Annotated in this window: 28 protein-coding genes; 12 read left to right on the plus strand and 16 right to left on the minus strand. The window is 65.1% G+C overall.

The window, feature by feature from the left end:
• Positions 1-10 precede the first annotated feature (10 nt).
• The 5 genes from lplAB to ACX80G_RS09170 form a co-directional block, all read right to left on the minus strand.
• On the minus strand, positions 11-1087 hold the full coding sequence (gene lplAB / locus ACX80G_RS09150; protein WP_459307330.1) for a lipoate-protein ligase LplAB: 1077 nt from the start codon (positions 1085-1087) through the stop codon (positions 11-13).
• Between the two features lie 102 nt (positions 1088-1189).
• On the minus strand, positions 1190-1444 hold the full coding sequence (locus tag ACX80G_RS09155) for a type B 50S ribosomal protein L31 (RefSeq protein ID WP_459307331.1): 255 nt from the start codon (positions 1442-1444) through the stop codon (positions 1190-1192).
• A gap of 137 nt (positions 1445-1581) precedes the next feature.
• On the minus strand, positions 1582-2388 hold the full coding sequence (locus ACX80G_RS09160) for a TrmH family RNA methyltransferase (RefSeq protein ID WP_459307332.1): 807 nt from the start codon (positions 2386-2388) through the stop codon (positions 1582-1584).
• A complete protein-coding gene (locus ACX80G_RS09165) occupies positions 2385-3164 on the minus strand; it encodes a sulfite exporter TauE/SafE family protein (protein WP_459307333.1) in 780 nt (259 codons plus the stop codon). Before ACX80G_RS09165 ends, ACX80G_RS09160 begins: the two co-directional genes overlap by 4 nt.
• A gap of 18 nt (positions 3165-3182) precedes the next feature.
• Entirely contained in the window at positions 3183-3974 is a 792-nt protein-coding gene (locus tag ACX80G_RS09170) for an ABC transporter ATP-binding protein (protein WP_459307334.1), read from the minus strand.
• Between the two features lie 206 nt (positions 3975-4180).
• On the opposite strand from ACX80G_RS09170, the gene serB reads away from it, so the two are divergent.
• Positions 4181-5062 carry a phosphoserine phosphatase SerB gene (gene serB / locus ACX80G_RS09175; RefSeq protein ID WP_459307335.1) on the plus strand — a complete coding sequence of 294 codons (882 nt, stop codon included), beginning with the start codon at positions 4181-4183 and terminating at the stop codon, positions 5060-5062.
• 40 nt (positions 5063-5102) lie between these two features.
• On the opposite strand, the gene ACX80G_RS09180 is transcribed toward serB, so the two are convergent.
• Together ACX80G_RS09180 and ACX80G_RS09185 are read right to left on the minus strand one after the other, a co-directional pair.
• On the minus strand, positions 5103-5846 hold the full coding sequence (locus ACX80G_RS09180) for an SDR family oxidoreductase (RefSeq protein ID WP_459307336.1): 744 nt from the start codon (positions 5844-5846) through the stop codon (positions 5103-5105).
• Positions 5847-5911: 65 nt separating this feature from the next.
• A complete protein-coding gene (locus ACX80G_RS09185) occupies positions 5912-6649 on the minus strand; it encodes a beta-ketoacyl-ACP reductase (RefSeq protein ID WP_459307337.1) in 738 nt (245 codons plus the stop codon).
• Positions 6650-6783: 134 nt separating this feature from the next.
• Between ACX80G_RS09185 and ACX80G_RS09190 the strand changes: the two genes are divergently transcribed.
• Genes ACX80G_RS09190 through ACX80G_RS09200 form a run of 3 tightly spaced genes read left to right on the plus strand, consistent with a single transcriptional unit; the run spans position 6784 to position 8378 of the window.
• Positions 6784-7272 carry a DUF3099 domain-containing protein gene (locus ACX80G_RS09190; protein WP_459307338.1) on the plus strand — a complete coding sequence of 163 codons (489 nt, stop codon included), beginning with the start codon at positions 6784-6786 and terminating at the stop codon, positions 7270-7272.
• Positions 7269-7541: a hypothetical protein gene (locus ACX80G_RS09195; protein WP_459307339.1), complete on the plus strand. Its 273-nt coding sequence runs from the start codon at positions 7269-7271 to the stop codon at positions 7539-7541. The genes ACX80G_RS09190 and ACX80G_RS09195 overlap by 4 nt, the downstream gene beginning before the upstream one ends.
• Complete coding sequence (locus ACX80G_RS09200) at positions 7542-8378, plus strand: SURF1 family cytochrome oxidase biogenesis protein (RefSeq protein WP_459307340.1); 837 nt, start codon at positions 7542-7544, stop codon at positions 8376-8378. It abuts the gene before it with no gap.
• Here ACX80G_RS09200 and ACX80G_RS09205 read toward each other — a convergent pair.
• Complete coding sequence (locus tag ACX80G_RS09205; RefSeq protein ID WP_116777768.1) at positions 8375-9973, minus strand: ABC-F family ATP-binding cassette domain-containing protein; 1599 nt, start codon at positions 9971-9973, stop codon at positions 8375-8377. The two genes, ACX80G_RS09200 and ACX80G_RS09205, sit on opposite strands and share 4 nt — an antisense overlap.
• Before the next feature lie 152 nt (positions 9974-10125).
• Here ACX80G_RS09205 and ACX80G_RS09210 point away from each other — a divergent pair, with 152 nt between their 5' ends.
• From ACX80G_RS09210 to ACX80G_RS09220, 3 genes are read left to right on the plus strand one after another with little or no spacing between them, the layout of a single operon-like run.
• The gene (locus tag ACX80G_RS09210; RefSeq protein ID WP_459307341.1) at positions 10126-10785 is read left to right on the plus strand and encodes a biotin transporter BioY; all 660 of its coding nucleotides are present in this window, start codon (positions 10126-10128) and stop codon (positions 10783-10785) included.
• Positions 10786-10807: 22 nt separating this feature from the next.
• Complete coding sequence (locus tag ACX80G_RS09215; RefSeq protein WP_459307342.1) at positions 10808-11521, plus strand: energy-coupling factor ABC transporter ATP-binding protein; 714 nt, start codon at positions 10808-10810, stop codon at positions 11519-11521.
• Positions 11518-12135: an energy-coupling factor transporter transmembrane component T family protein gene (locus tag ACX80G_RS09220; RefSeq protein WP_459307343.1), complete on the plus strand. Its 618-nt coding sequence runs from the start codon at positions 11518-11520 to the stop codon at positions 12133-12135. Before ACX80G_RS09215 ends, ACX80G_RS09220 begins: the two co-directional genes overlap by 4 nt.
• Positions 12136-12278: 143 nt before the next feature.
• Here ACX80G_RS09220 and ACX80G_RS09225 read toward each other — a convergent pair whose 3' ends face one another.
• From ACX80G_RS09225 to ACX80G_RS09250, 6 genes are all read right to left on the minus strand, one after another.
• The gene (locus ACX80G_RS09225) at positions 12279-12608 is read right to left on the minus strand and encodes a metal-sulfur cluster assembly factor (protein ID WP_196841456.1); all 330 of its coding nucleotides are present in this window, start codon (positions 12606-12608) and stop codon (positions 12279-12281) included.
• Positions 12609-12655: 47 nt separating this feature from the next.
• Positions 12656-13444: a Fe-S cluster assembly ATPase SufC gene (gene sufC / locus ACX80G_RS09230; RefSeq protein WP_459307344.1), complete on the minus strand. Its 789-nt coding sequence runs from the start codon at positions 13442-13444 to the stop codon at positions 12656-12658.
• Between the two features lie 79 nt (positions 13445-13523).
• Complete coding sequence (locus tag ACX80G_RS09235) at positions 13524-13883, minus strand: non-heme iron oxygenase ferredoxin subunit (protein WP_459307345.1); 360 nt, start codon at positions 13881-13883, stop codon at positions 13524-13526.
• A complete protein-coding gene (gene sufD, locus ACX80G_RS09240) occupies positions 13883-15148 on the minus strand; it encodes a Fe-S cluster assembly protein SufD (RefSeq protein WP_459307346.1) in 1266 nt (421 codons plus the stop codon). Before sufD ends, ACX80G_RS09235 begins: the two co-directional genes overlap by 1 nt.
• A 2-nt stretch (positions 15149-15150) precedes the next feature.
• Entirely contained in the window at positions 15151-16626 is a 1476-nt protein-coding gene (sufB, locus tag ACX80G_RS09245; RefSeq protein ID WP_459307347.1) for a Fe-S cluster assembly protein SufB, read from the minus strand.
• The gene (locus tag ACX80G_RS09250; protein ID WP_459307348.1) at positions 16626-17444 is read right to left on the minus strand and encodes a helix-turn-helix transcriptional regulator; all 819 of its coding nucleotides are present in this window, start codon (positions 17442-17444) and stop codon (positions 16626-16628) included. The genes sufB and ACX80G_RS09250 overlap by 1 nt, the downstream gene beginning before the upstream one ends.
• Before the next feature lie 182 nt (positions 17445-17626).
• Between ACX80G_RS09250 and ACX80G_RS09255 the strand changes: the two genes are divergently transcribed.
• From ACX80G_RS09255 to ACX80G_RS09265, 3 genes are read left to right on the plus strand one after another with little or no spacing between them, the layout of a single operon-like run.
• Entirely contained in the window at positions 17627-18577 is a 951-nt protein-coding gene (locus ACX80G_RS09255) for an ABC transporter ATP-binding protein (RefSeq protein WP_459307349.1), read from the plus strand.
• On the plus strand, positions 18574-19317 hold the full coding sequence (locus ACX80G_RS09260; protein ID WP_459307350.1) for an ABC transporter permease: 744 nt from the start codon (positions 18574-18576) through the stop codon (positions 19315-19317). The genes ACX80G_RS09255 and ACX80G_RS09260 overlap by 4 nt, the downstream gene beginning before the upstream one ends.
• A gap of 5 nt (positions 19318-19322) precedes the next feature.
• Entirely contained in the window at positions 19323-20324 is a 1002-nt protein-coding gene (locus ACX80G_RS09265) for a COX15/CtaA family protein (RefSeq protein WP_459307351.1), read from the plus strand.
• On the opposite strand, the gene ACX80G_RS09270 is transcribed toward ACX80G_RS09265, so the two are convergent.
• Positions 20308-21213 (minus strand): dihydrodipicolinate synthase family protein, encoded by a 906-nt coding sequence (locus ACX80G_RS09270; RefSeq protein WP_459307352.1) that lies wholly within the window; start codon positions 21211-21213, stop codon positions 20308-20310. The two genes, ACX80G_RS09265 and ACX80G_RS09270, sit on opposite strands and share 17 nt — an antisense overlap.
• 244 nt (positions 21214-21457) lie before the next feature.
• Positions 21458-22402, minus strand: coding sequence for a heme o synthase (locus tag ACX80G_RS09275; protein ID WP_459307353.1), 945 nt, complete (start codon positions 22400-22402; stop codon positions 21458-21460).
• A 346-nt stretch (positions 22403-22748) separates the two neighbouring features.
• On the opposite strand from ACX80G_RS09275, the gene tkt reads away from it, so the two are divergent.
• Together tkt and tal are read left to right on the plus strand one after the other, a co-directional pair.
• A complete protein-coding gene (tkt, locus tag ACX80G_RS09280; protein WP_459307354.1) occupies positions 22749-24929 on the plus strand; it encodes a transketolase in 2181 nt (726 codons plus the stop codon).
• 26 nt (positions 24930-24955) lie between these two features.
• Entirely contained in the window at positions 24956-26068 is a 1113-nt protein-coding gene (gene tal, locus ACX80G_RS09285) for a transaldolase (protein ID WP_459307355.1), read from the plus strand.

Here is a 26068-nt window from a genome sequence, read left to right on the forward strand (position 1 = left end):
CAGACGGTTTCTAGGTCACCCGGTACAGCCACTCAGAGGTGCCGAACTTCTCCTCGACCAGCCGCTCGGCACGTGCCAGCTCGTCGTCGGTGAACGTCGAATCGCGTGCTCCGTACTTCGCCCGGAAGGTGTCAATCATGACCTTGATGATGTCCTCCCGGGACCGGCCGGTCTGGCGGCGGAGCGGGTCAACCCGTTTTTTCGCGCTCCGGGTGCCCTTGTCGGATAGTTTTTCCTTGCCGATGCGCAGCACCTGGAGCATCTTGTCGGCGTCGATGTCGTAGGACATGGTGACGTGGTGCAACATGCCGCCGTTGCTCAGCCGCTTCTGGGCGGCACCGCCAATCTTGCCGACGTCGGTCGCGATGTCGTTGAGTGGCTGATACCAGGCCTCGATCCCAAGGGTTCGCAACGCGTCCATCACCCAGGCGTCAAGGAATGGATATGACTCGGCGAAGCTCAAGGAGTCCACCAGCGTCTGCGGCAGGTATAGGGAGTAGGTGATGGCGTTGCCGTGCTCCATGAACATGGCTCCGCCGCCGCTGATCCGCCGGACCACTGTCACCCCATGCCGCGCCACGCCGCCGGGGTCGACCTCGTTACGCATCGACTGGAAACTCCCAATCACCACCGACGGCGATTCCCACTCCCAGAACCGCAGCGTGGGATTGCGGCGCCCATCACCCACATCCCGGGTCAGCACCTCATCCATCGCCACATGCATCTCGGTGGACAGCGGGGTAGGCCCAATGATGTCCCATTCGTGGTCGGCCCACCCGGTGGCCAGCCCGAGGGCCCGGCGGAGGGCCGTAGCCACCGCCTCCGGCGAGAAACCAAACAGCTGTGCTGCCGGATCCAGGCCCTGCGCGACGGCGGCAGTCAGCTCGCCGTGCGAGGCACCAGCGGGGAGCCCCTCCAGAGCCGCGTTAATGTCATCGAGCGCCTCGTCGGGTTCAAGGAAAAAATCGCCGTTGATGGACACGCCGGTCAGTGCGCCGTCAATGACCTCGAAGTCCGCCGCGACCAGCTTGCCGCCGGGCACCTTGTACTCACCGTGTAGGGGTCCGACAGGTGGCTGGCTGGTCATGGGGAGCACTCCTTGAACGGCTGGAAAGTGGGGTGAACGAAAGATGGCCCGGACCGCCGAAGCGGTCCGGACCCATCCGGCAGACCAGTCTGCTGTCGGCAGTTACTTCTTGCCGAAGCCCTTGAAGCGGGCGTTGAAGCGCTCCACGCGGCCAGCGGAGTCCATGATCCGCTGCTTGCCGGTGTAGAAAGGGTGCGACTCGGAGGAGATTTCGACCTCGACCAGTGGGTAGGTGTTGCCGTCTTCCCATTCAATGGTCTTCTTGGAGGTCACGGTGGACCTGGTCAGGAATGACTTCTCGGACGCGAGGTCACGGAAAACGACCGCTGAGTACTTGGGGTGGGTATCAGACTTCACAGTGTTACCTTCGTTAGTTGCCTGGATTTGGCCAGACACAAGGGGGTTGAATACGTTGGCTGGCCCAGGGACCAGCTACCTACTCTACCGCACGTGACGCCGCCGGGGCCAAAGCACTACAGGCGTGCGTGGCTCGCCTAGCGCGGGCGGCATTCCCAGAACGCGACGGCGCTGGCGGCCGCCACATTGAGCGAGTCGACGCCCGCCCGCATGGGGATCTGCACGCTGTGGTCGGCGACGTCGAGGCTCGCCTGGGAGAGGCCGTCCCCCTCGGTCCCGAGGACCAGCGCGAGCCGGTCGTGGCGTGCCGCGCTGAGCTTGTCAAGGTTGATGGTCTGCTCCCCGAGTGCCAGGCCCGCCACCACAAACCCGGCCCGCTGCAGGTCGCCCAACGGGGCAGGCCATTCGGTCAACCTGACCCAGGGCACCTGAAAGACGGCTCCCATGCTCACGCGGATGGCCCGGCGATAGAGCGGGTCGGCGCAGCGGGGGCTGATCACTACGGCGTCGACTCCCAGTGCCGCGGCGGACCGGAAGATGGCGCCCAGGTTGGTGTGGTCGACGATGTCCTCGAGGACGGCGATACGGTGGGCGCCGGACAGTACGTCGTCGAGGGCCAGAGGCTGTGGACGGTCCATCGCGGCCAATGCTCCGCGGTGCAGATGGAAACCGGTGATGTGCTCGAGGATCTGCTCCGTTCCGATGAACGCCGGAACGTCGGGGAACCGGTCCACGAGGTCCTGCAGGTCCGGTAGCCACTTGTCGGTCAGGAAGAAGGACCGAGGTGTGTGACCGGCGTCGATCGCCCGGCGGAGCACTTTGGTGCTTTCGGCGATGTAGAGCCCCTCCGCGGGCTCTTTCCGCCGTCGCAACTGAGTGTCGGTGAGGGACGTGTAATCCGACACCCGTGGATCGGCCGGGTCGGTCAGGCGGTTGATGCTCATCCGGTGACCAGCCGTGCAACCATAATGTAGAGGGCCACCAGGCCCAGCGCAACGATGATGGAGCGCAGAATCACTGGTCGTAGCCGGCGCCCGATCAGGGCGCCCAGGAAGCCTCCGATGAGCGAGCTGACGGCGATGAGCAAGACCACCCACCAGTTGATCCGGTCAAAGGCGAAAAGCATGTAGGAGATGCCGGCCACCACGTTCACCGCGAGTACCAACAGATTCTTGACGGCGGTGGCGTTCTGGATGGTGCCGTGCAGGAAGATGCCGAGGATACCTACCAGCAGGATGCCCTGCGCCGCCACGAAGTAGCCGCCGTACACGCCTGCCAGATACACCAGGATGGTGAGCCCCACCGGGTGGGATCCGCTGGATCCTCTCAGCTTCGCGCGCAGGAGGACCCTGCGTTGCAGTGTCGGCTGGAAGATCACAAAGCCCAAGGCAATGATGATCAGGATTGGCGCCGCAAGTTCGAAGACCTGCTCGGGTAAATTCAGCAGCAGGGCGGCTCCAGTGATGCCGCCCAGAACCGATGCGGGCAGCAACTTGAGGATGGTTGAGCGGAGACCAGTGAGTTCGCGCCGGTACCCCCAGGTTCCCGAGACGCCGCCAGCGATCAGGCCCATCGCGTTGCTGATCGTCGCGGTGACCGGGGCGAACCCCAGCGCCAGGAGGACCGGAAAGGTGACGAGGGTCCCCGAGCCGACAATCGTGTTGATGGCACCGGCCCACAGGCCGGCCACGAAAATCAGGGCGCCCTGGAGCAGATCCACGGGCAGGTTCCCCGGCCGTTACGCGCGGGAGCGGGCGACCGCGGTGTAGCGGCCGTCCTGCTGGCGAACGTCGAGGGGGACGTCAAAGGCCGCGCTGAGGTGTTCCTCCGTGAAGACCGTCTCGATCGGGCCGGACGCTACCACCCCGCCGTCGCGCAGCAGCATGGCGTGGGTGAATCCCGGCGGCACTTCTTCGAGGTGGTGGGTCACCAGAATCATGACCGGTGATTCCTCGTCCTGGGCCAGGGCAGCGAGCCGGGTAATCAGGTCTTCCCGGCCGGCCAGGTCGAGCCCGGCGCCAGGCTCGTCGAGAAGCAGCAGCTCGGGATCGGTCATCAGGGCGCGGGCGATCTGGACCCGCTTGCGTTCGCCCTCACTCAGGGAGGAGAACGGACGGTTCATGAAAGTCGACATGCCCCAGGCGTCAAGCAAAGCCAGCGCCCGCCGGGCGTCCTGCTTCTCATACTGTTCACGCCACCGGCCGGTCACACCATAGGAAGCGGTAATGACCACGTTCAGCACAGTTTCCTGCTCGGGGATCTGGGCGGCGAGGGCGGCTGAGGCGAGCCCGATGCGGGGCCGCAGCTCGAAGACGTCAACAGCGCCGAGCACTTCGTCAAGGATCCCGGCGACACCTTGGGTGGGGTGAATGCGGGCTCCGGCGACCTGCAGCAGAGTGGTTTTTCCTGCACCGTTGGGGCCCATGATCACCCAGCGTTCGCCGTCCTTGACCTGCCAGTCCACACTGTCCAGCAGCGTCTTGCCGCCCCGGACGAGGCTTACCCCAGCTAACTCAAGAACATCACTCATAGCACTAGACATTAGGCCAATTGCGGTGGCAAACGCGAAACGGTGGTGGTCCGGCGCGCGGGCGGGCGGCGGCGGGCCGGGACAGCAGGCGGGCCGGCGTCCTGCGCTACCCGGGGAACAATTTCGGGGCCCGGCCGTTGCCCGGCAATAATGGCTGAGAGGCGCTGACCGCTGCGGTCTGCGACGAATGGTGAAAGTGGAGGAATATGCCCAGGGAATTCGGTGTCGTCAGTTACGGTGTGCAGCTCCCCGATGATTTCCTGATCGCTGTCCAGGGCGCCGTCCAGAACACCGGTGCCGAGATCATCGAACTGGAAAACTCTGGCGCCCCGCGGTTTCAGGCGTCCACAGTGTTCGTCTCCTTCGACGGCAGTGCCGACGACCTGCGGAACGCGGTGCAGCCCCACCTGACGCGGGACCTGAGCTGCGCCGTCGTCCCTCCCCCGCTGGTGGGCAGGGGACGGAAGTTGCTGATCATGGACGTGGATTCCACGCTGATCCGCCAGGAAGTCATCGAGTTGCTGGCCGCCCACGCCGGCAAGGAGGCTGAGGTGGCGGCGGTCACCGGCGCGGCGATGCGGGGTGAAATTGACTTCGCGCAGAGCCTCAGATCCCGGGTGGCAGTACTCAAAGGGCTGCCTGTTGGCGTCCTGGCCGAGGTGGGGGCAACGATTGAGCTCAGCGACGGCGCCGAGGACCTGGTGAGTGCCTACCTGGCTGCCGGTCACGCGGTCGCAGCGGTTTCGGGCGGCTTCGCCCAACTGCTGGACCCGCTCGCCGCACAACTCGGCCTAACCTATGCCGAGGCGAACCTGCTGGGAGTCAGCAGCGGGCACCTTACCGGGGAGGTGGTCGGTCCGGTCGTGGACCGCGCGGCGAAGGAACGCTCGCTCCGCCGCTGGGCCGCGGCGGCGGGAGTCCCGATGGAGCGGACGATCGCCGTCGGCGACGGCGCCAATGACCTCGACATGCTCGGGGCAGCTGGGCTCGGGGTGGCGTTCAACGCGAAGCCGGCGGTGCGCGAGGCAGCCGACGTCGCCGTCGACCTACCCTTCCTGGACGTCGTGAAGCACTTCATCCGCCACTAGCCCCAAAACCGATCATGAGATCCGGGGGTGCCCGGGCAGGCTACTTCGTGAAGTACTCGTAACCGCCGACATACTCGGTGTGCCCGCTCGGAACGTCCGCAGTGGCCATCTTCGCGATCTCGGCGGCGAACTCGGCGACCGAGTACAGGCGCCCCGCCTGCTCGCGACGCGCTTCGATGGCGCCGGGGGTAGCCCGGTCCAGCAGGGTCGCGGTCACGGTTCCCTCGATCATGTCACCCGACACCACGACGAGCGTGATGCCCTTGGCCTCCAGTTCCGGGAGGAGCTCGCGGAGGGCGTCCTCGCCGGCCCGCTTGCTGCGGGCCACCGCCTCGTAGGCTTCCATGGTGGGAACGGTGTTGATGAAGTGTGCCTGGTGGCTGGTGATGAAGACCACGCGGGACCCCGCAGGCATCACCTCCACCGCCGCCTTCAGCATGGTGACCTGCGCATCGCGGTTCAGCTTCAGCGCGTAATCCTCCTCGACGCCCGACTCCATGCCTCCCGACGCGTTCAGGACCAACAGGCCCAGACCACCGAACGTATCCACCGCGGCCTGGATCAGTGCGGCTGCCCCTTCCGCGGTGGTCAGGTCGGCGCCGACGGCGACGGCCTTCCCTCCTGCAGCCTCAATCCCCGCCACCACCTTCGCGGCGCGGGGAGCCTTCTGACGGTAGTTGACCACGACGGCGGCACCCTGGTCGGCGAGCAGTTTCGCGACGTCGGCCCCGATTCCGCGTGATGATCCGGTGACGATTGCGGTTGTGCCATTCAGCGCAGCCATGGGGGTACTCCTCTAAGTCGGTGAACTCTTGGTGGTGAAAGCTAGTGATACCGGTCGGTGTGCGCTTAGTGGCCCATGCCGAGGCCGCCATCGATGGGGATGATCGCCCCGGAGATGTAGGCGGCGTCGTCGCTCGCAATCCACCGCACCACGTTGGCCACCTCGGTGGGTTCGGCGAACCGGCGGGCGGGGATGGTGGCAAGGTAGTTTTTGCGGGTGTCCTCGGGCAGTTCGGCAGTCATGTCCGTGTTGATGAAGCCCGGCGCCACCACGTTGGCGGTGATTCCCCGGGAGCCGAGCTCGCGGGTGAGCGACCTGGCGATGCCGATCAGGCCCGCCTTGGACGCCGAGTAGTTGATCTGGCCTGGCGCCCCGTACAGCCCGGTGACCGATGAAATCAGCACGACGCGGCCCTTGCGGAGCCGGATCATTCCCTTCGATGCCCGCTTGATCACGCGGAACGCGCCGGTAAGGTTCGTGTCGATGACGTCGGTGAAGTCGGATTCGCTCATCCTGAGCAGAAGGGTGTCGCGGGTCATGCCGGCGTTGGCGACCAGTACCTCGACCGGACCGTGGGCTTCCTCCACGGCAGTGAACGCGGCGTCGACCTGCTCTTCGCTCGTCACGTCGGCTTTCACCCCAAGGAGGCCCTCGGGGACCTCTCCGCCGCGGTAGGTGATGGCCACCCGATCACCGTTGTCCACAAACGCACGCGCAATGGCAAGGCCGATGCCGCGGTTGCCTCCGGTTACCAAAACACTGCGTCCCTGCTGGGCCTCTGCCACGGATTCCTCCAGAATCATTGCTTCAACTATCCCTGCCGATCCTAGCTGGCACCCGCTGAACTGCACCAATGCCGCAGGGAACCTTCGGGGTCTCCCAGGCTTTTAACAACTAGGTCACTGAGTGACACAATGGAGAGGTCCCTTGGAGTGTGATGAGCAAGCAGATCCGGCACAACGCAGACGTACACAGCATTACCGATGCACGAAATCCGCACAGCGATGAAATCCGCGGGCGGATGATCAAGTATTCGATTTCGATGGGCATCAGGCTGGTGTGCATCATCCTGGTGTTTTTCGTCGAGGGCTGGCTGCAGTGGGTCATGATTGCCGGCGCCGTGGTGCTCCCCTATTTCGCGGTCATCTTCGCCAATGGCGGGTCCGACACCAGCGATCTGCCGCACAGCCAATCCCTGATCGATAACGTGCCGGTCCCCGCGCTGGAGTCGCCGAAACCGGCGGAATCACCGGAGCCCGTCGACGATGTGCTGCAGGGCGAAATTATTAACGACGACGACGACGACGACGACGACGACGTCGTCGTCCACGGTAGCGACATAGATCACGACATTCATCTGAGCGTCAACCACGACAGCGTCAATCACGACAGCGTCAACCAAGACAGAGGGCTACCCACCGCATGAACCTCCTCGACCAGTTGCAGCAGCTCAACCCTGCCTCTCCTGAGCCGACCGGCCGACCGGCCGACGCCGTCTGCTCCCGCAAGGCCTGCAGGGTGCCCGCCAGCTGGCAGCTGCTCTGGAACAACCCCAAAATCCACACCCCCGACCGCCGGAAGGTGTGGGTCGCCTGCGGGGAGCACCGCGACTGGCTGGAAGACTATCTCCAGACCCGAGGCCTGTGGAAGGAAACCCTTCCCCTCCCGGCTGAGGCAGCAGGGAATACCGTCTAGATGTACCGCTTTCTCTTCTCGCCCCGCTGGTTGGGTTGGCTGGCGCTGGTCGTCCTTCTGGCAGCGGCGTGCAGCGCCTTGGGCCTGTGGCAGCTGGACCGCAGCGACCAGCTCGCCGAAACGATCGAACGGATCGAAGCCAACTACGACCAGCCAGCACCACCGTACGACCCCGGCTCAGCAGACTTCAGATCGTTTGACCCCGCCAAGGAATGGCAGCCCGTCGAGCTGACCGGCACGTATGACACGGCCAATCAACTGGTGGTCCGCAACCGCCCCTTCAGCGGACGGCCCGGCTATGAGGTGCTGGTGCCGCTCCAGCTGGCGGACGGGTCCGCGGTGATCATCAACCGCGGGTGGCTTCCCATCGGCAACAACGAGGCGGGGCGCCCTGACGCGTTCCCCCAGCCGCCGACCGGCGAAGTTACGGTGACCGCCCGGATCAAGCCCGGCGAGCCGCAACTGGACCGCGGCGCACCGGAGGGGCAGATCGCATCCATCAATCTCGACCGGTACGCGGAAGTTGTCGACTATGAGGTGCAGACCGGCGCCTACGGCCTGATGTCAGCCGAAAGCCCAGCACCCGCCACCTCGCCGCGGATCTTCCCCCGGCCGTCGCTGGACGCCGGACCGCACCTGTCCTACTCGATGCAATGGTTCGCTTTCGGCGGTTTGCTGTTCGTCGGCTTCGGCTACGCCGCCCGGCAGCAGCAGCGCGCCGATGAGGAAGAAGCCGCAGAAGCCAATGGAATCGTCCCGACGGCGCCCGCCCGCAGGCGGCGGCGGCCCACCGCCGAGGAAGAGGAAGACGCCTACCTCGACGCGCGGGGCTTCTAGGCCATCGTGACCAGGTCGAGGTAGTCGTCGCTCCACAGGTCCTCGACGCCGTCCGGCAGGAGCACCACCCGTTCAGGGTTAAGCGCCTCGACGGCCCCCTCATCGTGGCTCACGAGGACGACGGCGCCACTGTAGTTGCGCAGCGCCCCGAGGATCTCGGCCCGGCTGGCAGGGTCGAGGTTGTTGGTTGGTTCGTCGAGCAGCAGCACATTGGCTGAGGACGCGACGATCGTTGCTAGGGCCAGACGGGTCTTCTCGCCACCGGAGAGCACCCCGGCGGGCTTGTCGACGTCGTCGCCGGTGAACAGGAAGGACCCGAGGACGCCGCGCACTTCGGCGTCCTTCATGTCCGGCGCGGAGGAGCGCATGTTCTCAAGGACGGTCCGCTCGGTGTCGAGGGTTTCGTGCTCCTGGGCGTAGTAGCCCACCTTCAGGCCATGCCCGGGAATGACTTCGCCCGTGTCAGGCTTGTCGACGCCGGCGAGCATCCGCAGCAGGGTGGTCTTCCCCGCACCGTTCAGTCCAAGGATCACTACCTTCGATCCACGGTCGATGGCAAGGTCAACGTCGGTAAAGATTTCCAGTGACCCGTAGGACTTGCTGAGCCCCTCGGCGGTCATCGGAGTCTTGCCGCACGGTGAGGGCTCGGGGAACCGCAGGGCGGCGACGCGGTCCTGCGCACGGACCGCCTCGAGACCACCGAGCAGCCGCTCAGCGCGCTTCGCCATGTTCTGCGCGGCCACTGCCTTGGTGGCCTTGGCGCGCATCTTGTTGGCCTGGTCCATCAGGACCTGGGCCTTCTTCTCGGTGTTCGCGCGCTCCCGCTTCCGCGCACGCTCATCGGTTTCCCGCTGCTGCAGGTACCGTTTCCAGCCGATGTTGTAAATGTCGATGGTGGCGCGGTTGGCGTCCAGGTGGAACACCTTGTTCACCGTAGCCTCGAGCAGGTCCACATCGTGACTGATCACGATCAGACCGCCCTGGTGATTCTTCAGGAATTCGCGCAACCAGGTGATGGAGTCGGCGTCGAGGTGGTTGGTCGGCTCGTCGAGGAGCATCGTCTCAGCGCCGGAGTACAGGATGCGTGCGAGCTCGACGCGTCGCCGCTGGCCACCGGAGAGGGTGGACAGCGGCTGGTTGAGGATGCGGTCTGGCAGGGCCAGGTTCGAGGAAATGGCGGCTGCCTCGGCTTCCGCAGCATACCCGCCGTGGGCGAGGAACTCGGCCTCGATCCGGTCGTAGCGCGCCATGGCCTTATCCCGCACCGAGTTGTTCTCGCTCGCCATGTCCTCCTGGGCGGCGCGGAGCTTGGTGACGACGACATCGAGGTTCCGGGCGGACAGGATCCGGTCCCGGGCAAGCTGCTCCATGTTCGGCGTCCGCGGGTCCTGCGGAAGGTACCCGATCTCGCCCTTCCGGGTGACGGAGCCGCCGGCGGGGAGCCCCTCGCCAGCCAGGACACGGGTCAGCGTGGTCTTACCGGCGCCGTTGCGTCCCACCAGCCCAATCTTGTCCCCGCGGTCAACACGGAATGACACCGCATCCATAAGCAGGCGCGCTCCCGCGCGCAGCTCTAAGTTCGAAACGGTAATCAATTACGTGGCCTTTCAATGGAACGGATCCGCATCATCGGGTGGTTGCTGGGTACCTAAATTTGTAGGAAACCTACAAGAGAAATAGAAACCGGGGGCACTAATCTCAGTAAGTGACGGCACACTGTTGTCGATAACTAACAGGAAGAGTCACCATGCGTCTGAAGAATCAGGTTCCCGCGACGGCCGCCGGGGATGATGCCACCCACGCCAGGCACCGCTGGAATGCCACAGATCTTTCGCTGATCGCGGTCTTCGCGGCCATGGTGGCCGCTCTAGCAATCCTACCTGCTATCCCCGCCGGGCCGCTCGGCGTACCCATCACCCTCCAGACCCTTGCCGTGATGGTGACCGGCATTGTGCTCGGTCCCGCCCGAGGCGGTGCCGCCGTCGCGCTGTATGTTCTGGTCGGTTTGGCCGGTCTACCGATCTTCAGCGGGTTCACCGGCGGGGTTGGGGTTCTCGCTGGGCCGTCCGCCGGGTACTTGCTCGCCTTCCCCCTCGCTGCCGTCGTCGCCGGGTTCCTGGCCCGGCTGGCCCTGACCCGGGTACGACGGTTCCGGTACGCCGCCCTGTTTGCGGCCTGCATGGTCACCAGCCTGCTGGTGATCCATCCCCTGGGTATCGCCGGCCTGATCATCAACGGCAAGCTGGATTTCGTGACGGCCGTGCTGGCCGACGCGATCTACCTGCCGGGCGACGCCCTGAAGAATCTTGCGGCGGCAGCGATCGGGCTCAGCGTGCATCGTGCGTTCCCGCGGCTGCTCGGCGGCCGCTGGCGGCCAGCCAGACCGGCACCCGAATCCACTCGCTGAGCCCGGGAACGGGGCCCCAACCATGATCGCTTTCGAGGGTGCAGCCGTCAGCGTCGAGGGCCCGGTAGACCCCCGCCAGATCCTTGAGCCGCTCACCCTCACCCTTTCCGAGCGCAGGATTGCGGTGATCGGTGCCAACGGGTCAGGGAAGTCGACGCTACTCAAGCTCCTCAACGGGCTGATCACGCCGTCCGCCGGACGGGTCCTTGTTGGAGGGCTCGACACGGTGAAGGCCGGCCGGGCGGTCAGGCAGCGCGTCGGGTTTGTCTTCACCGATCCCCTGTCGCAACTGGTGATGCCCACGGGTCGCGAAGATGTTGAGCTGTCCCTCCGCGCGAAAATCCGCCACCCGGCCGAACGGCGGACGGCTGCCCTGGCGGTGCTCGATCGCTTCGGGCTTGCCCCGCTGGCCGATCAAAGCATCTATGACCTCTCGGGCGGGGAACGTCAGCTGATGGCGCTGGCCACCGTGCTCGCCGTCGACCCTGACATCCTCGTGGCCGATGAGCCGACCACCCTCCTCGACCTGCGGAACGAGCGGCGGGTCCGCAGCCTGTTCCGCTCGCTGGACCAGCAGGTCGTCTTCACCACCCACGACCTCGACTTCGCCGGCGACAGCGACAGGGTGCTGGTGATCGACGCCGGGCGGCTGGTGTTCGACGGCGACCCCCGGGACGCCATCGACAGGTACCGTAGCCTCCACCGTGACGCACCACTGCCGAACACCAGTCCATGAGGGGGCATGCCAGCCTGTTGGGCACCTATGTTGACGGCGACTCCGTGCTCCACCGGCTCCCCCTATGGACGAAGGGCCTCGCCGTCCTGCTCCTGTCGACCAGCGTGCTGCTCGTGAACACCCCAGCGCTCACCGGTGCAGCGCTGCTCGTGGTGGTGGCCGGCTATCTCCTCGGCGCCCGGCTGCCGCCGATCCACCTGTGGCGGCCGCTGGCCCCGGTCTGGCCCATGCTGGTCATCCTCGGCGGCTACCAGGTGATCGTGAACGGGCCGCAGCCAGCACTGCAACTGATCGGGAACATCACCACCTGTCTACTGGCGGCACGCCTGCTCACCCTGACCACTGAGGGCCAGCGACTGCTGGACGGCCTGGTCGCCCTGGCTGTTCCGTTTCGGCGATTGGGGGCCGACCCCGAACGGTTCGGCCTGACACTGGCCCTGATGGTCAGGAGCCTGCCCTACCTGGTCGGTTCGGTGGCCGACGTGCGGGACGCAGCGAAGGCACGGGGGCTCGAACGCAACCCGCGTGCTCTCGTCATTCCCGTGGTGATAGGGGCCGTCGCCTACGCCCACCAGACCGGCGAAGCCTTGGCGGCCCGCGGTCTGGGTGATTAGTCCGGCTCCGGAGACACACCCGGCGCACCGCGAATCGGCTAGCGCTGCAGAAACCGGCAGCCGCCCCAGATATATCTGGGGCGGCTGCTGTTTCCTGCTGCGGATGCCGCTCTCTAGTGCGGCGTCCTGGCTAGTGCACCGGCCTAGATGTTGAACCCGAGGGCCCGCATCTGGTCGCGACCATCTTCGGTGATCTTCTCGGGACCCCATGGTGGCATCCACACCCAGTTCAGGCGCCAGTCGTCGACGACGCCGTCCAGCGACTGACCGACCTGCTCCTCAATGACGTCGGTCAGCGGGCACGCCGCAGTGGTCAGCGTCATGTCGATCAGCAGAGCGCCGTCGTCGGCGTACTTCAGGCCGTACAGCAGGCCCAGGTCGACGATATTGACCCCCAGCTCGGGGTCAATTACGTCCTTGAGGGCTTCCTCGACGTCGTCGATTGCGGTCTGTCCCGCGTTCACTTCACTCATTGTTCTCTACCTTCTCGAAGTGGTACCGAGCTCGAATGCCAACGCTCCTAGGCGCCGGCGGGAGCGTCGACTGGAGCCGGAGCGGAAGCCCCGAAGCGATCGTAACCCTCGGCCTCGAGACGGTCTGCCAACTCCGGGCCCCCCTGCTCGGCGATCCTGCCGTCGACGAACACGTGCACGAAGTCCGGCTTGATGTAGCGCAGGATCCGGGTGTAGTGGGTGATCAACAGGGTGCCCATGCCGCCCTTTGAGTGCTCGCGGTTGACGCCCTCCGACACCACCTTCAGCGCATCGACGTCGAGGCCCGAGTCGGTCTCATCCAGAATGGCGAAGCGGGGCTTGAAGAGCTCGAGCTGGAGAATTTCGACGCGCTTCTTCTCGCCGCCGGAGAAGCCTTCGTTGACGTTACGCTGGGCGAAGTCGGCGTCAATACGCAGCTGCGTCATGGCTTCCTTGACGTCCTTGGTCCAGTGACGCAGGCTCGGAGCCTTGCCGTCGAGAGCTGTCTTGGCGGTGCGGAGGAAGTTCGTCATAGTGACACCGGGTATTTCGACCGGGTACTGCATGGCTAGAAACAAGCCAGCGCGGGCGCGCTCGTCGACGCTCATGTCCAGGACGTTCTCGCCGTCGAGGGTGATGGTTCCGCTGTCCACGAGGTACCGGGGGTGACCGGCGATCGTGGAGGCGAGGGTCGACTTGCCGGAACCGTTGGGTCCCATTATGGCGTGTGACTCGCCGGTGTTGATGGTCAGGCTGACCCCTTTGAGGATCTGCTTCCTGACCCCCTGCTCCGTTTCAATGCTGACGTGGAGGTCAGTGATTATGAGGGTGGACATCTGTGGTTCTCCTTCGCGCCCTGCCCGAGGCAGGGTGTGCAGTCTGTGGTCGAGCCGGGTTGTCGAAAGTTGTGTAGGGCTAGCCAAGGTCCGGGACGGCCGCGCCGTTGGTGACAGTGGAGATGTCCACGTAAACCTCGTCGCCGTGAATTTCCAGGGCGAACACCGGGACCGGTTCGTAGGCTGGCAGCTGCAGCGGGGCGCCGCTACGCAGGTCGAATTGTGAGCCGTGGCCCCAGCACTCGATGACGCAGCCCTCGACGTCACCCTCGGAGAGGGAGATGTCAGCGTGGGAGCAGGTGTCCCCCAGTGCGTGGATGGCACCTTCGGAGTCCTTCACCACGGCTACCGGGTAGTCGTCGATCAGGATGCGCAGGGCCTGCCGGACCTCGATGTCGTTGACATTGCAGACCAACTCGCCCTTCGGTGCGTCGGTCATCAGATGTTTCCTGCCGCGAGTTCGCGCTCGACGGCGGCGGTCAGCCGCTCCTCGAGCGCCGGCACCTTGATTTGCTGGATGACCTCGTTGAGGAAACCGCGGACCACCAACCGGCGGGCAGTCTTTTCGTCGATGCCGCGGGCCATCAGGTAGAACAGGTGCTCGTCGTCGAACCGGCCGGTCGCACTGGCGTGGCCGGCGCCTTCGATCAGACCGGTCTCGATTTCGAGATTCGGCACCGAATCGGAGCGGGTGCCGTCGGTGAGGAGCAGGTTCCGGTTGGTCTCGTACGTGTCGGTCCCCTCGGCTTCCTTGCGGATCAGCACGTCACCCACCCACACGGTGTGCGCGTCCTGGCCCTGCAGCGCGCCCTTGTACGTGACGCGGGACTTGCAGTTGGGGACCGCGTGATCCACCAGGAGCCGCTGCTCAAGGTGCTGGCCGGCGTCAGCGAAGTACAGTCCGTACATCTCCACCTCGGACCCGGGTCCGGTGAACAGCGACGACGGCGTCATCCGCACCAGGTCGCCACCAAGGCTCACCACAACGTGCTTGAATCTCGCGTTCCGGCCAATCTTCGCCTGCTGCGTTGAGGTGTGGACGGCGTCGTCGTCCCATTCCTGAACACTGACGACGGTCAATTCAGCACCGTCGCCGACGACGATCTCGACATTCTGCGCAAGGGTGGTCTTCCCGCGGTGATCGAGCACCACAACAGCCTTCGAGAACCGTTCGGCGGTGATGATCAGGTGCTGCGCGGCGGGGGCCTCGTCAACACCGGTGACGGTGATCTGGATGTCGCCGTCGGCAACGATCTCCGCCGGGATGGTCACCACTGTCGCCTCGGTGAACGCTTCCCAGGCGGCTGCCGACACCCGGTCATCGGGAATCGAGGCGGACCCGATGCGCGCATCGTCTCGGCCTACCGTCTCAACAGTGACATTACTGGCGCCGGTGACCTCGACTGCGGGGCCCTGCCCGGTCAGCGGCTGATCATGCAGCCCGCGGAGGCGCTTGAGCGGCGTGAACCGCCAGTCCTCTTCGCGGCCGTTCAGCGGCGCGAAGTCGGCCAGCCTGTAGGACTTGAGCCGCTCACCGCGGGACGCTTCGGGGATGACCGGGGCGTCGCCGTGGCTGTGCTTCTTCGCGCCGTGCTGGCTGGTGCCCTCGTTGAACGGGGAAAGGTTCTCCCCCTCCTCGGTGAAACCGTCGATGGCAATCTTCTCTTCGGACGCTGGCGCGTCCAATTGGGTAGCTTCAGCCATTGTCAGCCTACTGCCCCTTCCATCTGGAGTTCGATCAGGCGGTTCAGTTCCAGCGCATACTCCATGGGGAGCTCCCGCGCGATGGGCTCGATAAACCCACGCACGATCATCGCCATGGCCTCGTCCTCGGGCATGCCGCGGGACATCAGGTAGAACAACTGCTCTTCGCTGACCCGCGAGACAGTTGCCTCGTGGCCCATGGTGACGTCGTCCTCACGGATGTCGACGTACGGGTATGTGTCGGACCGGGAGATTGTATCGACCAGCAGCGCGTCGCACCGCACCGTGTTAGCCGAGTGGGTGGCGCCCTCACGGACCTGGACCAGGCCGCGGTAGGCGGCACGTCCACCGCCACGGGCCACCGACTTCGAGATGATCGACGACTTCGTGTTCGGCGCGATGTGCACCATTTTCGAGCCGGTGTCCTGGTGCTGCCCCTCGCCGGCGAAGGCGATGGACAGGGTCTCGCCCTTGGCGTGCTCCCCCACCAGGTAGACGGCCGGGTACTTCATGGTGACCTTCGAGCCGATGTTGCCATCAACCCATTCCATGGTGGCGCCCTCGTGGGCGATGGCCCGCTTGGTGACCAGGTTGTACACGTTGTTCGACCAGTTCTGGATGGTGGTGTACCGGACCCGGGCGTCCTTCTTCACCACAATCTCGACGACGGCTGAGTGCAGCGAGTCGGACGTGTAGATCGGGGCGGTGCAGCCCTCGATGTAGTGCACGTAGGAGCCCTCATCGGCGATGATGAGGGTCCGCTCGAACTGGCCCATGTTCTCCGTGTTGATGCGGAAGTAGGCCTGCAGCGGGATCTCGACGTGGACGCCGGGCGGCACGTACACAAACGAACCACCGGACCAGACGGCCGTGTTCAGTGAGGCGAACTTGTTGTCGCCCACCGGGATGATGGAGCCGAAGTATTCTTCGAAGAACTCGGGGTGTTCCTTCAGCGCGGTGTCGGTGTCCATGAAGATCACACCCTGGCGTTCGAGCTCCTCGTTGATCTGGTGGTAGACCACCTCGGACTCGTACTGGGCTGCGACGCCGGAAACCAGGCGGTTACGCTCGGCCTCGGGGATCCCCAGCTTCTCGTACGTGTTCTTGATGTCCTCGGGGAGTTCTTCCCAGCTGCCGGCCTGCTTCTCGGTGGACCGGACGAAGTATTTGATGTTGTCGAAGTCGATGCCGGAAAGGTCGGCACCCCACGCGGGCATGGGCTTCCGGTCGAAGTATTTGAGACCTTTCAGGCGCAGATCAAGCATCCATTCGGGCTCGTCTTTCTTCGACGAGATGTCACGAACCACCTCTTCGCTGAGACCCCGCTTGGCGTTGGCGCCGGCGTCGTTCTTGTCGGACCAACCGAACGCATAGTTGCCGATGCCTTCGAGCTCGGGGTTTCGCTCCAGGATGTCGCTGATAACTGCCTCGGGAACGGCTGGCTCAGCCATTCTCTTTTGGTCTACTTGATCCGTCATCACGGCCTTTCTTGCTGATGGATGGATACGATCGGTTCGGTTCCGGGGGTGTCTGCCCCGGCGTGGGCCGGCGTAACCCGGCCCACAGGAATATGGGTGGTGCAGACGTGGCCACCGCGGGCGAGCGTGGACAGCCGCCGCACATCGACGCCGAGCAGTCGGGAAAACACTTCGGTCTCCTGGTCGCAGAACGAAGGGAATTCGGCCGCCAGCTCCTGAACGGGGCAATGGCCCTGGCAGAGTTGGACGGCCAGCATCGCAGCGTTGGGCGCGTTCCGGCCCAGCACTGTGGTGGACCCAACGAATCCGTCGGTAGTCAATGCAGCGGCCAACGCCTTGGCGCGGTCTTCAAGATCCGGGCCAGCGGCCTCCACCAGAGGGCGGTACCGGGATTCCATCTCAGCGAACCTGGTACGGGCAAACTGTTCGACAGCGTCGGGCCCCGCCACGTCTTGGAGTTGGGTCAAAGCGGCTTTGGCGATTGACAGGTAGTCGGTCCCCAGCTCAGCCTGCCCGCGCTGGCTGAGAACATAACGGCGTGCGGGCCGGCCGGCACCCGATGACGGGTTGCCGACGAGCTTGACTTCAATCAGCTGTTTGCGGGAGAGGGCGTCGAGATGGCGCCGCACTGCCGCGGGAGTGAATCCCAGCCGCTCGCCGAGTTCGGCTGCGCTGACGGGACCGTGCTCAAGGACCGCCGCAAGCACCTTGCTGCGGGTCCGGTCTTCAACCTCATGGGGGCGGACGGCGTCGGCCGGGTACGCATCAACCGAAAGCACAGCAGCCGGAACCGCGCTGGATGGGTATGCCTGGGTCATGTCGCCTCCTCCGGATTCTGCGCTGCAGCTATTCGTGGTCGTGGTGAGTCCACAGCAATCCTGTCCTCACACAATAGACAACATAATCATGTCCTAATCTGTTCCCCAGTTCCAGTAAGGTGAGGCTACCCAGAGGCGTGGCAGAGGGAAGACGAAGCTACTACATGCCGTAGAATCATGGGGTGCCAAATCCCTCTCCCGCGCTGGAAGTCAACGCGCTCATCAAGGACTTTGGACCCGTTTCTTCGCTTGACGGCAAAATGGTCAGGGTGCTCGACGGCGTCCACCTCCGAGCCTACCCCGGGCAGGTCACGGCACTCCTCGGAGCCAACGGTGCCGGCAAGACCACCACCCTTGAGTGCGCCCAGGGTCTGCAGCGTCCAAACAGCGGGACGGTCAGACTCCTCGGGGAGAACCCGTTCAACGCTGGCGCTGCGCTGCGGAGCAGGGTGGGCGTGATGTTGCAGGAAGGTGGGCTGCCGCCGTCGGCCCGGCCGTTGGCCCTGCTCAACCACGTTGCAGCAATGTACGGTTCACCGCGTCCGGTTGCCGAACTTGCCGACCGGCTGGGCATCAACTCTTACGCCACGACCGGCATCCGGCGGCTATCCGGTGGTCAGAAGCAGCGGCTCGCGTTGGCCTGCGCGCTCATCGGCAACCCCGAAGTGCTCTTCCTCGACGAACCCAGCGCCGGCCTGGATCCCCAGTCACGCACCATCGTCTTCGAGCTGATCCGGGAGCTGCGCGCCGAGGGCCTGGCGATTATTCTGACCACCCACCTGCTCGACGACGCCCAAAAACTTGCCGACTACGTCTACATTCTCGATGCCGGACGCACGGTGACGCACGGCACCGTTGCCGACCTGACAGCCAACGACGCCGGCGACACTTACCGGGACCTGCGTTTCCAGGCCACCCCCAGCCTCACCCTGCCAGCCGACACGTTTCCCCGCCTGACCTTCCGCGAGACCGAGCCGGGCCGCTACTCGGTGGCCGGCTGCTTCACCCCAGCGGACCTGACAGGACTGGCAGGATGGTGGGAAGAAGCAGGAATCCTCCCCGCCTCAATCACCATGGAACCGCGGTCCCTGGAAGACGTGTTCCTCGACATTTCCGGCCGGGAGATCCGATGAGTGCTGCCGCTCCACTGACCCGGCGGATCCTGCTGCAGGGCCGCTACGAGGCGCTGTCCATGTTGCGCAATGGTGAGCAACTGGTCCTCGCCATCGCCCTGCCGCTGCTGGGCCTGGTGGTGCTGACCCTCGCGCCGTTCCTCGACGGGATGGCCGGAAGCCGCATCGACGCGGCCACCCCAGGGATCATCGCGCTCTGCGCCATGTCCACTGCGTTTACCGGGCAGGGCATCGCCACCGGCTTCGACCGCCGCTACGGGGTCCTGCGCTTCCTGTCCACCACTCCCCTAGGCAAACCCGGCCTGATCTTCGGCAAGGCGCTCGGCGTCGTCGTCGTCCTGGCGGTGCAGTTGGTGGTGATCGGTTCCGCGGCCGCCCTGCTGGGGTGGCGTCCCGATCCCACCGGAATGCTGTTCGGGCTTGCCCAGCTCATCATCGGTGCGGCCGCGTTCACTGCTCTGGGCCTTTTCGTGGCTGGGACGCTGCGACCCGAGGCCACTCTCGCGGTGACCAACCTGGTATGGATTCTGCTGGCGGTTGCCGGCGGGATTGTCCTTCCGGGGAGCCTGCTGCCCGAATCGATTCAGCCGGTCGTCGACGTCCTGCCGTCGTCGGCCTTGGGTGACGGATTGCGGTCGGCGCTGATCGATGGGGTCTTCAATCTTCCGGCATTCCTCATTCTGGTGGGATGGGCTACCCTGTCCAGCCTGGCCGCTATTCGCTGGTTCAAATGGAGTTAGCACACATGACACAAACTGCACCTGACGGCAGGGGCCGCATCACGGCGAAACTACCGCACACCACCTCCCGGCTGGTCCGCGGGTTGGCGGTCGCATCCCTGGTTTCCCAGATCATGATTGTGGTAACCGGCGGAGCCGTCCGGCTGACCGCTTCAGGGTTGGGCTGCCCGGAATGGCCGCGGTGCACATCCACGTCGATCGTCAATACGCCGGAGATGGGCATCCACGGGGTCATCGAGTTCGGGAATCGGTTGTTGACCTTCGTGCTGACCGCCATTGCCATCGCCATGGTGGTGTCCCTCTGGAATTCGCGGAAGGAACGCAAGGATCTGTTCCGGCTCGCCCTCGCCCTCGCCGCTGGTATTCCGGCCCAGGCCATCCTCGGGGGAATTACGGTCCTGACGCAGCTCAACCCGTGGGTGGTGGGCTGGCACTTCATCGTGTCGATGGTTCTGATTGTGCTGGCGACCGTACTCGTCAACCGGGTCAGGCTCACCACCGTGCAAGCGGCGGGTACCGCTGCGCCGTCAGGGTCACGGCTGGTGCGCCAGATCCTGACCGCTGCTGCGGTGTTGACGGCCATCGCCGTTATGCTGGGCGTCATCGTGACGGGGTCGGGCCCGCATGCCGGGGACGCCGGCGCCGCCCGAAACAACCTTGACCCGGATTTGATGACGCGGATCCATGCGGCGCCCGTCTACCTGCTGGTCCTCACCGTCGTCGTCGCGCTGGTGCTGGTGTACCGCAGGCCGGTCGCACCCCGGCTGAAAACGTCGGTTCTTGTTCTCGCTGCGGTGGTCCTGACGCAGGGCGCCATCGGCTACCTCCAGCACTTTCTGCACCTGCCTGTCGCGTTGGTGGCTCTGCACATGCTCGGGGCGTCGGTTCTCACTGCGGCGATGGCAAATGCCCTGTACCTGGCAGTCAACTGTCAGGATCAGGTGTCAGCGGAGCAGGCCAACGGTGGGGCAACCGCTGATCGTGCGGCCCTCAGAGACGGCCGGTAACCTCCAGCGCATCAACCAGCCGGGCCAGATCACGTTGTTCGCTGCCGGGAACGGGCAGCACCGGCAGCCGTGGCTCGCCGGCATCCACACCGCAGGCCTTCGCCAGGGAGTGGAGCCCGCTGAGTTTCCGCAACCGCAGGACCGCCTGCACCACCGGCAGCAGGAGGCGCCGTGACTCGTCGATCCGGGCCGCATCCCCTTCAAGCACCGCCGCCCGAAACTCGGTGTACGCCAGTGGGAGCAGCGCGGCGGGGCCGGTGTGCCAGGCGTCGGCCGCCAGTTCTCCCGAAGCGATCAGCAGGTCACCGCTCAGCCCGTGGCTGAAGGGCTGGTCGGTCAGCGACCGCAGCCGGTCGTAGCGTTGCCGGAAACCGGTGACGTCCGCGGTGGTGTCCTTGAACGCCTGCACGTTGGGCAGGGTGAGGAGCTCGGCGACCAGTTCGAGGTCGTAATGGAACTGGGTGGTGCCGGGGTTGTTGTAGAGGCAGATGGGCAGGGACGTCACGTCGCACACGGCAGCCGTCTGCGCGGCGACCTCATCGTTGTTCAACGGCACGTACGAGACTGGGGAGAGCACCACGCCAGCAGCGCCGGCGCGCTCAGCGTCGCGGGCGGCGTCGAGCACTTCCCGGGTGCCGACCGAGCTGATCCCCACCACCACGGGGACGCCGGTGCCGGCCTGCCGTGCGGCGTCGACGGCTGTTGCAGCGACCTTCGAGCGTTCAGCGGCGCTCAGGTAGGCGAAACTCCCCGACGAACCCAGGACAGCGATGGTGTCGACCCCCGACGACGCCAGGGAGGACACCAGGGAGGTCAGCTCGGGAAAGTTGATGTCACCGTTCTCGTGGAAGGGAGTGACCGGGTACGCGATAAGACCGTTGAATACCATGTGATCATGCTAGCCGCACCGGCCGGTCAGACGACCGGGCCGCCCGGTGGGGCCGTGCAGGTTTGCTCAGGTTGTGCTGCCCGACGGCGTCCGGGCGCGGCGTGTAGGTGTTCGACACCCGGGTTGGGGTCAAGAACCTGAGCAAACCTGCGCGTTACGCGGTCTCAAAGGGGATGCAGCACCACACTTGGGCACCCGGAGTGGAAGTCGAGCCGCCACCGATGACAGGTGCCGCACCGGCCGGTCAGACGACCGGGCCGCCGATGAACGGGTCGATGGCCAGCGCCAGGAAGATCACGGTGAGGTAGCTGATCGACCCGTGGAAGACCTTCATCGAACCTTTGTCAGTGACGGTGCCACGGACCGCCGAGTTGTGGAGCTTGTGCGTTTCGGACAGGAACCAGATCCCGGCCGCGACGGCTGCCACAGTGAACACCCAACCGGCTCCACCCACGGGGATCAGGAGCAGCGAGCAGGCGACCGTAGCGTAGGCGTAGAGGACCACCTGGACGGAGACGACGCGGGCCCCCGCGATCGCTCCCAGCATGGGGACCTTCGCCGCGTTGTAGTCATCGCTGTATTTCATGGACAGCGGCCAGTAGTGCGGGGGCGTCCACAGGAAGATGATCAGGAAGAGGACGACGGCGGGCCACTCGACGGTGTTGGTCACCGCTGCCCAGGCAATCAGCACGGGCATGCACCCTGCAAGGCCGCCCCAGACGATGTTCTGCGGGGTGCGACGCTTGAGGATCAGCGTGTACACCACCACGTAGAAGAAAATCGCGGCAACGCCAAGACCTGCAGCCAACGGATTTGCACCAAACCAGAGGACGGTGATGGCCGCGATGCCGAGGACCCAGGAGAAGATCAACGCTTCACGCGGTGTGACCTCTCCGGTCACCAGTGGCCGCTTCTCGGTCCGGTGCATGACCTTGTCAATGTCCCGGTCGATGTAGCAGTTGAACGAACCGGCACTTCCTGCGGCCAGGGCGCCGCCGACCATTGTCGAAATCATCAGCCACACCTCGGGCAAACCGCCCTCGGCGAAGATCATGGTGGGCAGGGTGGTCACCAGCAGCAGCTCGATGACTCGAGGCTTAGTCAGAGCGAGGTAGGCTTTTGCCTTCCGTTTGAAACCCGTACGGGTGCCCGTTGTGCTGGCAAGGCGCGGATCCTGCTCGGTCTTCACGAGGTAACACTGCCGTTTCTGCTGGGGGGAAAGTCCTCTCTCATCATACCGTCCCCTCCCCTTCAGATTTTACGTCGTGTAGAACTTCCGGTGACCGTGTGTGCCGGGTGACTCCACGCGTCACGATGTGGCTTTGGAATTTGAAAAACAGCCCAAAGCGATAGGGTGATAGTTATGCCCAGTCCGTATCCGCCGGTCCACACCAGCGGTCTCGGGGCGAGGGTAGCCAGAATGCAGATTTGACAACGGTGAACGGCCAGTTGGTTCGGTGCGCAAAGACGGCAATTGCCGGTCCCACAGGGCGCCGCGGCGCTGGCCGAGGAGCACAGAGAGGGGCTAAGGTTTCGTGCCGCAGCTTAACACACAAGAACTGACCTGGACTGACCTGGATGACCGCGCGGTGGACACAGTCCGCGTGCTGGCCGCAGACGCTGTGGAGAAGGTGGGCAACGGTCACCCCGGCACGGCGATGAGCCTGGCCCCCGCCGCCTACCTCCTGTTCCAGAAACTGATCAGGCACGACCCCTCCCAGCCCGAATGGACGGGACGCGACCGTTTCGTCTTGTCGCCGGGCCACACCTCGCTGACCCTCTACATCCAGCTTTTCCTCTCCGGGTATGGGCTCGAACTCGAGGACCTGAAGTCCCTGCGCACCTGGGGCTCAAAAACCCCCGGACACCCCGAATACCGCCATACCCCCGGCGTCGAAATCACCACCGGTCCCCTCGGCCAGGGCCTTGCCGCGGCGGTCGGCTTCGCCTTCGCCCAGCGCCGCTTGCGCGGCATGATGGACCCCGACACGGCGGCCGGCGAAAGCCCGTTTGATCACACCATTTGGGCCATTGCGTCCGACGGCGATCTCCAGGAGGGCGTTACAGCCGAGGCTTCGTCCCTAGCTGGGCATCAGGAACTCGGCAGCCTGGTGGTGCTCTACGACGAGAACCACATTTCCATCGAAGACGACACCGATATCGCGTTCACCGAGAACGTGCTGGGCCGCTACGAGGCCTACGGCTGGCACGTCCAGCGGGTCGACTGGACCAAAACCGGCGACTACGTCGAAGACATTGAGGAACTCCACCGGGCACTGACCGCCGCGCGGGATGAAACCAGCAAGCCCTCCATTGTGTCCCTGCGGACCATCATTGGTTGGCCAGCGCCGACCAAGCAGAACACCGGAAAGATTCACGGCTCAGCGCTGGGCGCCGACGAGGTGGCCGCCCTGAAGGAGGCCCTCGGGCTCGATCCGGCCAGGCATTTCGACGTCGCACCCGAGGTGCTTGAGCACGCCCGCCAGGTCACCGACCGCGGGCAGGCCCTCCGCGCCGAGTGGGAGGAGTCTTTCGGTGCTTGGCAGCAGGCCAACCCCGATAACGCGACCCTCCTGGACCGGATCGCGTCGCGGACCCTCCCCGACAACTGGGACGACGCCCTGCCCACGTTCGAAGCAGGCAAGGACGTCTCCACGCGGGCGGCGTCGGGCAAGGTGCTGTCCGCCATCGGTCCGGTCCTTCCCGAACTATGGGGCGGCTCCGCTGATCTGGCGGAATCCAACAACACCACGATCGAAGGTTCGCCGTCATTCATCCCGGCCGGCAAGCAGACCGACGCCTGGCAGGGCAACCCCTACGGCCGGGTCCTGCACTTCGGCATCCGCGAGCACGCGGCGGCAGCGATCGTCAACGGCATTGTCATGCATAGCAGCACCCGGGCATTTTCCGGTACCTTCCTGATCTTCAGCGACTACCAGCGGCCAGCCATCCGGCTGGGTGCCCTGATGGGCGTTCCCTCCATCTACGTCTGGACCCACGACTCAATTGGTCTCGGCGAGGACGGACCCACCCATCAGCCGGTGGAGCAGTTGGCTGCACTGCGCGCTATCCCGGGGCTCGACGTCGTTCGCCCCGGTGACGCGAACGAGGTTGCGGTCGCGTGGCGCACCATCCTGGAGAACACCGGGAACCCGGCAGGAATTGTGCTCACCCGGCAGAACATTCCTACCTATCAGCGCGGAACGGGTGCCGCCGACGGCGACACCTTCGGCTCGGCCGAGGGCACCGCCAGGGGCGCCTATGTGCTGGCCGAGGCCGCCAACGGAACCCCCGACGTCATCCTGATCGGCACCGGGTCCGAGGTACAGCTGGCCGTTGAAGCGCGCGCCACCCTGCAGGCCGAAGGTATCAACGCCCGCGTTGTCTCCATGCCCAGCCTCGAATGGTTCAACCGGCAGGACGAGTCGTACCGCGAATCGGTCCTTCCCGGGGACGTCAAGGCGCGGGTCTCCGTGGAGGCCGGCGTGGCGTTGGGCTGGCGCGAGCTCATTGGCGACGCCGGCAGGTCAGTCTCGCTGGAACACTTCGGGGCCTCAGCCGACTACAAGCGGCTGTTCACCGAGTTCGGCATCACCACCGACGCGGTGGTCCAGGCAGCCCGCGATTCGATCGCCGTTGCCGGGAAGCACCGCGCACCGAATGGCACACCGGCCTGGTCCGGTCCCTCATCATCAGAAACCGGCGACCAGCAGTAATCGTCGACAATTCAAGGAGACCCCCTATGACTTCCACCCCCACGGCAGACCTCTCGGCCGCAGGCGTATCCATCTGGCTCGACGACCTCTCACGGGAGCGCATCAACTCGGGGGCGTTCAAGCACCTGATTGAAGAGCGCAACGTGGTGGGTGTCACCACCAACCCGAGCATCTTCGCCGCCGCCCTGCAGCAGGGCGAGTCCTACGCCACCCAGGTCGAGGCACTGGCGGCTGCCAATGTCCCGGTCAACGACGCAGTCTTTGATATCACCACCCACGATGTGGCACAGGCTTGCGACATTTTCGCTGCCGCCGCGAAGAGCACGGGTGGCGTCGACGGCCGGGTGTCCATCGAGGTTGACCCGCGTCTGTCGAAGGACACCGAGGGGACCATCGCTGAAGCGAAGCGCCTCCACGCCAAGGTGCAGCGGTCCAACGTCCTGATCAAGATTCCCGCCACCGTTGAAGGCCTCGAGGCGATCGCCGCGACCATTGCCGAGGGCATCAGCGTCAACGTCACCCTGATCTTCTCGCTTGAACGCTACCGCGCCGTGATCAACGCTTTCATGCTGGGCATTGAGCAGGCTAAAGAAAACGGGTACGACCTCTCCACCATCCACTCGGTGGCTTCCTTCTTCGTGTCCCGCGTGGACAGCGAGATCGACAAGCGCCTTGACGCGATCGGCACCGACGAGGCGGCAGCGCTGAAGGGCAAGGCCGGGCTCGCGAATGCCCGGCTCGCCTACCAGGTGTATGAGGAGCTCTTCGACACCGAACGGTGGGAAGTCCTCGCCGCCGCCGGTGCCCGGCGTCAACGCCCGCTCTGGGCCTCCACCGGCGTCAAGGATCCGGCCCTTCCGGACACCCTGTACGTCACGGAACTGGTCGCGCCCGGCGTGGTGAACACCATGCCGGAGAAGACCCTCGAAGCCACCGCCGACCACGGAGTCATCACCGGTGACACAATCACCGGGACCTACGACGACGCCAACGCGGTGCTCAACAACCTCGAGAACCTCGGCGTCTCCTACGTCGAGGTCGTGCAGCAGTTGGAGGTCGAAGGCCTGGACAAATTCGTGGCCAGCTGGGAAGAACTCCTCGAGACTGTTCGAACCGCACTGGATACGGCGAAGGGCTAG

It is taken from the genome of Arthrobacter glycogeni (assembly GCF_054510815.1).